The organism is Pseudomonas sp. A-1 (assembly GCF_004801855.1).
GTDB lineage: Bacteria > Pseudomonadota > Gammaproteobacteria > Pseudomonadales > Pseudomonadaceae > Geopseudomonas.
Genome location: NZ_SSTC01000148.1, coordinates 1 through 5,612 on the forward strand (window position 1 = coordinate 1; position 5,612 = coordinate 5,612).

Annotated in this window: 8 protein-coding genes; 3 read left to right on the forward strand and 5 right to left on the reverse strand. The window is 69.0% G+C overall.

The annotated features are described in order from the left end of the window. Both E5198_RS20085 and E5198_RS20090 read left to right on the forward strand, forming a co-directional pair. Positions 1–416: murein hydrolase activator EnvC (locus E5198_RS20085; protein WP_168772567.1), on the forward strand; the 416-nt coding region annotated here is incomplete at its 5' end. A 28-nt stretch (positions 417–444) separates the two neighbouring features. Beyond that, positions 445–1,755, forward strand: a complete 1,311-nt coding sequence (locus tag E5198_RS20090) for a S41 family peptidase (protein ID WP_136491689.1) — start codon at positions 445–447, stop codon at positions 1,753–1,755. Positions 1,756–1,940: 185 nt separating this feature from the next. On the opposite strand, the gene hisF is transcribed toward E5198_RS20090, so the two are convergent. From hisF to hisB, 5 genes are all read right to left on the reverse strand, one after another. Continuing rightward, positions 1,941–2,711 (reverse strand): imidazole glycerol phosphate synthase subunit HisF, encoded by a 771-nt coding sequence (gene hisF / locus E5198_RS20095; RefSeq protein WP_136491690.1) that lies wholly within the window; start codon positions 2,709–2,711, stop codon positions 1,941–1,943. 188 nt (positions 2,712–2,899) lie between these two features. Continuing rightward, complete coding sequence (gene hisA / locus E5198_RS20105) at positions 2,900–3,637, reverse strand: 1-(5-phosphoribosyl)-5-[(5-phosphoribosylamino)methylideneamino]imidazole-4-carboxamide isomerase (protein ID WP_136491692.1); 738 nt, start codon at positions 3,635–3,637, stop codon at positions 2,900–2,902. A gap of 36 nt (positions 3,638–3,673) precedes the next feature. Beyond that, positions 3,674–3,934 (reverse strand): DUF2164 domain-containing protein, encoded by a 261-nt coding sequence (locus tag E5198_RS20110; RefSeq protein WP_136491693.1) that lies wholly within the window; start codon positions 3,932–3,934, stop codon positions 3,674–3,676. Beyond that, positions 3,934–4,572, reverse strand: a complete 639-nt coding sequence (gene hisH / locus E5198_RS20115; RefSeq protein WP_136491694.1) for an imidazole glycerol phosphate synthase subunit HisH — start codon at positions 4,570–4,572, stop codon at positions 3,934–3,936. Before hisH ends, E5198_RS20110 begins: the two co-directional genes overlap by 1 nt. Continuing rightward, positions 4,572–5,165, reverse strand: coding sequence for an imidazoleglycerol-phosphate dehydratase HisB (gene hisB / locus E5198_RS20120; RefSeq protein WP_136491695.1), 594 nt, complete (start codon positions 5,163–5,165; stop codon positions 4,572–4,574). The genes hisH and hisB overlap by 1 nt, the downstream gene beginning before the upstream one ends. Positions 5,166–5,303: 138 nt before the next feature. Between hisB and E5198_RS20125 the strand changes: the two genes are divergently transcribed. Then, on the forward strand, positions 5,304–5,612 hold a 309-nt coding region (locus tag E5198_RS20125), incomplete at its 3' end, for an acetyl-CoA sensor PanZ family protein (RefSeq protein ID WP_136491696.1).

Consider the following 5,612-nt stretch of genomic DNA (forward strand, 5'->3'; position numbering starts at 1 on the left):
CGGCCGTCGACGGCCCCTTCGCCCAGGCCCGCGGCAGGCTGCCCTGGCCGGTGGACGGCCAGCTGCTGGCGCGCTTCGGCGCGCCGCGCGGCGATGCCCGGCTGAAGTGGGACGGCGTGCTGATCGGCGCCGCTGCCGGCACCCGCGTGCGCGCCATCCACGATGGCCGCGTGGTGTTCGCCGACTGGCTGCGCGGCGCCGGCCTGCTGGTGATCGTCGATCACGGCGGCGGCTACCTCAGCCTGTACGGCCACAACCAGACCTTGCTGAAGGCCGCCGGCGACCTGGTCAAGGCCGGCGAGGCCATCGCCACCGTTGGCACCAGCGGGGGGCAGGATACCCCGGCGCTGTACTTCGCCATCCGTCAGCAGGGCCAGCCCAGCGATCCGCTGCGCTGGTGCCGCGCCCAGGGCTGACCGCTCGCCCCATTCAGGAGTTGCTTCCATGTCGTCGCGTTACCGTCTCTCCGCCGTGGCCCTGTCCCTCGCCTTGCTGGGCGCGGCACCGCCGCTGCTGGCCGCGGAGGCGGCCGAGCCCACCGCCACAGATCGCGCCACCCTGCCGCTCGACGAACTGCGCACCTTCGCCGAGGTGCTCGAGCGGATCAAGACCGCCTACGTCGAGCCGGTCGACGACAAGACCCTGCTGGAGAACGCCATCAAGGGCATGCTCAGCAACCTCGACCCGCACTCCGCCTACCTGGAGCCGGAGGACTTCCAGGAACTGCAGGAGAGCACCAGCGGCGAGTTCGGCGGCCTGGGCGTCGAGGTCGGCCAGGAGGACGGCATGCTCAAGGTGGTCTCGCCGATCGACGACACCCCGGCGGCGCGCGCCGGCATCGAGGCCGGCGACCTGATCGTCAAGATCGACGGCCAGCCGACCAAGGGCTGGTCGCTGATGCAGGCGGTGGACAAGCTGCGCGGCAAGCCGGGCAGCCCGATCGTGCTGACCCTGGTGCGCGAGGGCGGCAAGCCGTTCGACGTGCGCCTCGAGCGCGCGGTGATCAAGGTGCGCAGCGTGAAGAGCGAGCTGCTGGAGAAGGGCTACGGCTACCTGCGCATCACCCAGTTCCAGATCAACAGCGGCGAGGAAGTCGGCAAGGCGCTGGCCAGGCTGAAGAAGGACAACGGCGGCAAGCTCAAGGGCCTGGTCCTCGACCTGCGCAACAACCCCGGCGGCGTGCTGCAGGCGGCGGTGGAGGTTTCCGACCACTTCCTCGACGACGGCCTGATCGTCTACACCAAGGGCCGCATCGCCAACTCCGAGCTGCGCTTCAGCGCCGACAAGGCCGACGCCAGCGAGAACGTGCCGCTGGTGGTGCTGATCAACGGCGGCAGCGCCTCGGCCGCGGAGATCGTCGCCGGCGCCCTGCAGGACCACAAGCGCGGCGTGCTGATGGGCACCGACAGCTTCGGCAAGGGCTCGGTGCAGACCGTGCTGCCGCTGACCAACGAGCGCGCCCTCAAGCTGACCACCGCGCTGTACTTCACCCCCAGCGGCCGCTCGATCCAGGCCCAGGGCATAGTTCCCGACATCGTCGTCGAGCGCGGCAAGGTGACCCGCGAGGACAGCCAGGGCCAGGGCATCAAGGAAGCCGACCTGCCCGGCCATCTGGGCAATGGCAACGGCGGCGCCGACAAGCCCAGCAGCAGCAAGCCGGCCACCCAGCCGGCGGAGAAGCCGCAGGACGAGGACTACCAGCTCAGCCAGGCGCTCAACCTGCTCAAGGGGCTGAACATCACCCGCCGGCCGTGAGTCGACGGAGGCGTCGCCGGGTAGGGTAGGTAACTCGCGCAGCGATTACCTACCATCCAGCCACGCCACCCAAGAGCGGTAGAGGATCGCTGCGCGAGTCCTCTACCCTACCGCCGGTTCCACAACGCAGAAGCCCGGGTCGATGCCCGGGCTTCTGCGTTTACAGCGTTGGCAGTCTTTGCCGCTCAGCGCACCACGATGCCGCGGCTGGCCAGGTAGGCCTTGGCCTCCGGCACGGTGTACTCGCCGAAGTGGAAGATGCTCGCCGCCAGCACCGCGTCGGCCTTGCCCTCGAGGATGCCGGCCGCCAGGTGCTCGAGGTTGCCGACGCCGCCCGAGGCGATCACCGGGATACCCACCGCCTCGCTGATGGCGCGGGTCACGCCCAGATCGTAGCCGCTCTTCACGCCGTCCTGGTCCATGCTGGTGAGCAGGATCTCGCCGGCGCCGAGGCCTTCCATCTTCTTCGCCCAGGCCACCGCATCCAGGCCGGTCGGCTTGCGCCCGCCGTGGGTGAAGATCTCCCAGCGGTCCGGCTCGCCGGGCCTGGAGACCTTCTTGGCGTCGATGGCCACCACGATGCACTGCGAGCCGAAGCGCTCGGCGGCCTCGCCGACGAACTCCGGGGTGAACACCGCGGCGGTGTTGATCGACACCTTGTCGGCACCGGCGTTCAGCAGGTTGCGGATGTCCTGCACGGTGCGCACGCCGCCGCCGACGGTCAGCGGGATGAACACCTGGCTGGCCATGCGCTCGACGGTGTGCAGGGTGGTGTCGCGCCCCTCGGAGCTGGCGGTGATGTCGAGGAAGGTGATCTCGTCGGCCCCCTGCTCGTCGTAGCGGCGGGCGATCTCCACCGGATCGCCGGCGTCGCGGATGTTCTCGAACTGGACGCCCTTGACCACGCGGCCGTTGTCCACGTCGAGGCAGGGGATGATGCGTTTGGCGAGGGCCATGGCTGTCTCTCTCGTCGGTTGCATGCCGGCTTCGCTGATGGCTCCCACGCTCTGCGTGGGAACCCCGCTCGGGACGCTCGGCGTCCCCGGCTGCGCCCCCACACCGGCGCATGGGGCGATCAATCGTTATCGGGACGCGGAGCGTCCCCGGTTGCGTTCCCACGCAGAGCATGGGAACGATCACTGCCTCAGCGCTTGAAGCCGTCGCACAGCGCCTGGGCTTCGGCCACGTCGAGGGTGCCCTCGTAGATGGCGCGGCCGGTGATGGCGCCGACGATGCCCGGGTTGCGGGTGTCGAGCAGCTTCTGGATGTCGCCGAGGTTGTGGATGCCGCCGGAGGCGATCACCGGGATGCGGCTGGCGTTGGCCAGGGCCACGGTGGCCTCGACGTTGCAGCCCTGCATCATGCCGTCCTTGGCGATGTCGGTGTAGACGATCGCCGAGACGCCGTCGGCCTCGAACTTCCTGGCCAGGTCGGTGGCCTGCACGCTGGAGACTTCCGCCCAGCCGTCGGTGGCGACGAAGCCGTCCTTGGCGTCCAGGCCGACGATCACCTTGCCGGGGAACGCCTTGCAGGCCTCGGCGACGAATTCCGGCTGCTTGACCGCCTTGGTGCCGATGATCACGTAGCTGACCCCGGCCCTGACGTAGTGCTCGATGGTCTCCAGCGAGCGGATGCCGCCGCCGATCTGGATCGGCAGGTTCGGGTAGCGCGCGGCGATGGCGGTGACCACCTCGCCGTTGACCGGCTGGCCCTCGAAGGCGCCGTTGAGGTCGACCAGGTGCAGGCGGCGGCAGCCGGCCTCCACCCACTTGGCGGCCATCGCCACCGGGTCGTCGGAGAACACCGTGGCGTCGTCCATCAGGCCCTGGCGCAGACGCACGCAGGCGCCGTCTTTGAGGTCGATCGCGGGGATAATCAGCATCGGTTGAACCTGCTCAAGTCTTGAATTCGGTAGGGGTCAGCTCTTCTCGAGCGCCCACAAGTCGCTCTCGATGCTCTCGAACCTGTCTTTCAGGTGCGCCTGCACATCGAGGATCGCCTTGTTGTAGTAGTGCGGGGCTATTTCTCGGGCGAACAGGTCCAGCAGCTCCTGCACCTCGAAGGCGCCCAGTTCCAGCTCGAAACGCTCGGCCAGGAAACGCTTGAGGATCTGCTGCGCCGCCTGCTCCTGCGCGCCATCCAGCGCGAGGAGCGGTGCCTTGCCCTTGGCCCGGCTCATTACCAGCGGCCGTCCCAGGCGACGAAGTTCTGCAGCAGCTGCAGGCCATGGGTGTGGCTCTTCTCCGGGTGGAACTGCACGGCGAAGCGCGAACCGTCGGCCAGCGCCGCGGCGAAGTCCTTGCCGTAGTGGCCGCGTCCGGCCACCTGCGCCGGATCGCCGGCCTCGACGTAGTAGCTGTGCACGAAGTAGAAGCGCCCGCCATCGGGGATCTCGTGCCACAGCGGATGGTCGATGCTCTGCTGTACCTCGTTCCAGCCCATGTGTGGCACCTTGAGGTGCTCGCCGCCTTCGACCATGTCCTTGCCGAAGAAGCGCACCTGGCCGGGGAACAGACCGATGCAGTCGACGCCGCCGTTCTCCTCGCTATGCTCGAGCAGCGCCTGCATGCCGACGCAGATGCCGAGGAACGGGCGGTCGGCGCTGACCTCGCGCACCAGCTCGTCGAAGCCCAGGCGACGGATCTCGGCCATGCAGTCGCGGATCGCGCCGACACCGGGGAACACCACGCGGTCGGCTTCACGAATGGTCTGCGCGTCGCTGGTCACCAGCACCCGGCCGGCGCCGACGTGCTCCAGCGCCTTGGCCACCGAGTGCAGGTTGCCCATGCCGTAGTCGATGACGGCGACGGTCTGCATCACAGGCACCCCTTGGTCGACGGCATCTGCCCGGCCATGCGCGGGTCCAGCTCGATGGCCATGCGCAGGGCCCGGCCGAAGGCCTTGAACACCGTCTCGATCTGGTGGTGGGTATTGGTCCCGCGCAGGTTGTCGATGTGCAGGGTCACCAGGGCGTGGTTGACGAAGCCCTGGAAGAACTCCTGGAACAGGTCGACGTCGAAGCCGCCGACCGTGGCGCGGGTGTAGGGCACCTGCATGGTCAGCCCCGGGCGGCCGGAGAAGTCGATCACCACGCGCGACAGCGCCTCGTCCAGCGGCACGTAGGAGTGGCCGTAGCGGGTCATGCCCTTCTTGTCGCCGATGGCCTTGGCGAAGGCCTGGCCGACGGTGATGCCGACGTCCTCGACGGTGTGGTGGTCGTCGATGTGCAGGTCGCCCTTGCACTCGATGTCGAGGTCGATCAGCCCGTGGCGGGCGATCTGGTCGAGCATGTGCTCGAGGAAGGGTACACCGATGTCGAATCGGGCCTTGCCGGTGCCATCCAGGTTGATGGAAACCTTGACCTGGGTTTCCAGGGTATTGCGCTCGACGGACGCCTTGCGTTCGGCCATTGCCAGCTCCACAGAATCACGGGCGGATGTGAGCGCGCATTATAGGCCGCGGCCGGGGCGGCGGGCTACCGGCGCCCCGGCGGAGCATCGGCGGTGCAAAAGGCATTAAGATGCGCCCATCGTCCGAAGGAGTGCCCCATGCCCGTAATCGTCGAAGCCGTCACCCAGCCCAGCGCGCAGGACCGTAGCGACCTGGAGAAGATCTACGCCGACGCCCCCGCCTGGCTGCTGGCCCCCTACCCCGACGCCGCCGCCCTGATCGACGCCGGCCTGGCCGAGAGCCGCCTGCTCGCCGGGCGCTTCAACGACCGCCTGCTCGGCGCCGCGCTGCTCGGCGAGGGCGAGGCGGGCTGCATGCTCTCGCACCTGTGCGTGCGCAGGATCACCCGCGGCCGCGGCGTGGCCGCGCGGCTGGTCGCCAAGGCCCGCGAGCGCGCCGAGGCCGCA

Coding starts and splice junctions, on each gene's coding strand:
- E5198_RS20090 (WP_136491689.1), top strand. CDS start 445: ATGTCGTCGCGTTACCGTCTCTCCGCCGTGGCCCTGTCCCTCGCCTTG.
- hisF (WP_136491690.1), bottom strand. CDS start 2,711: ATGGCCCTCGCCAAACGCATCATCCCCTGCCTCGACGTGGACAACGGC.
- hisA (WP_136491692.1), bottom strand. CDS start 3,637: ATGCTGATTATCCCCGCGATCGACCTCAAAGACGGCGCCTGCGTGCGT.
- E5198_RS20110 (WP_136491693.1), bottom strand. CDS start 3,934: ATGAGCCGGGCCAAGGGCAAGGCACCGCTCCTCGCGCTGGATGGCGCG.
- hisH (WP_136491694.1), bottom strand. CDS start 4,572: ATGCAGACCGTCGCCGTCATCGACTACGGCATGGGCAACCTGCACTCG.
- hisB (WP_136491695.1), bottom strand. CDS start 5,165: ATGGCCGAACGCAAGGCGTCCGTCGAGCGCAATACCCTGGAAACCCAG.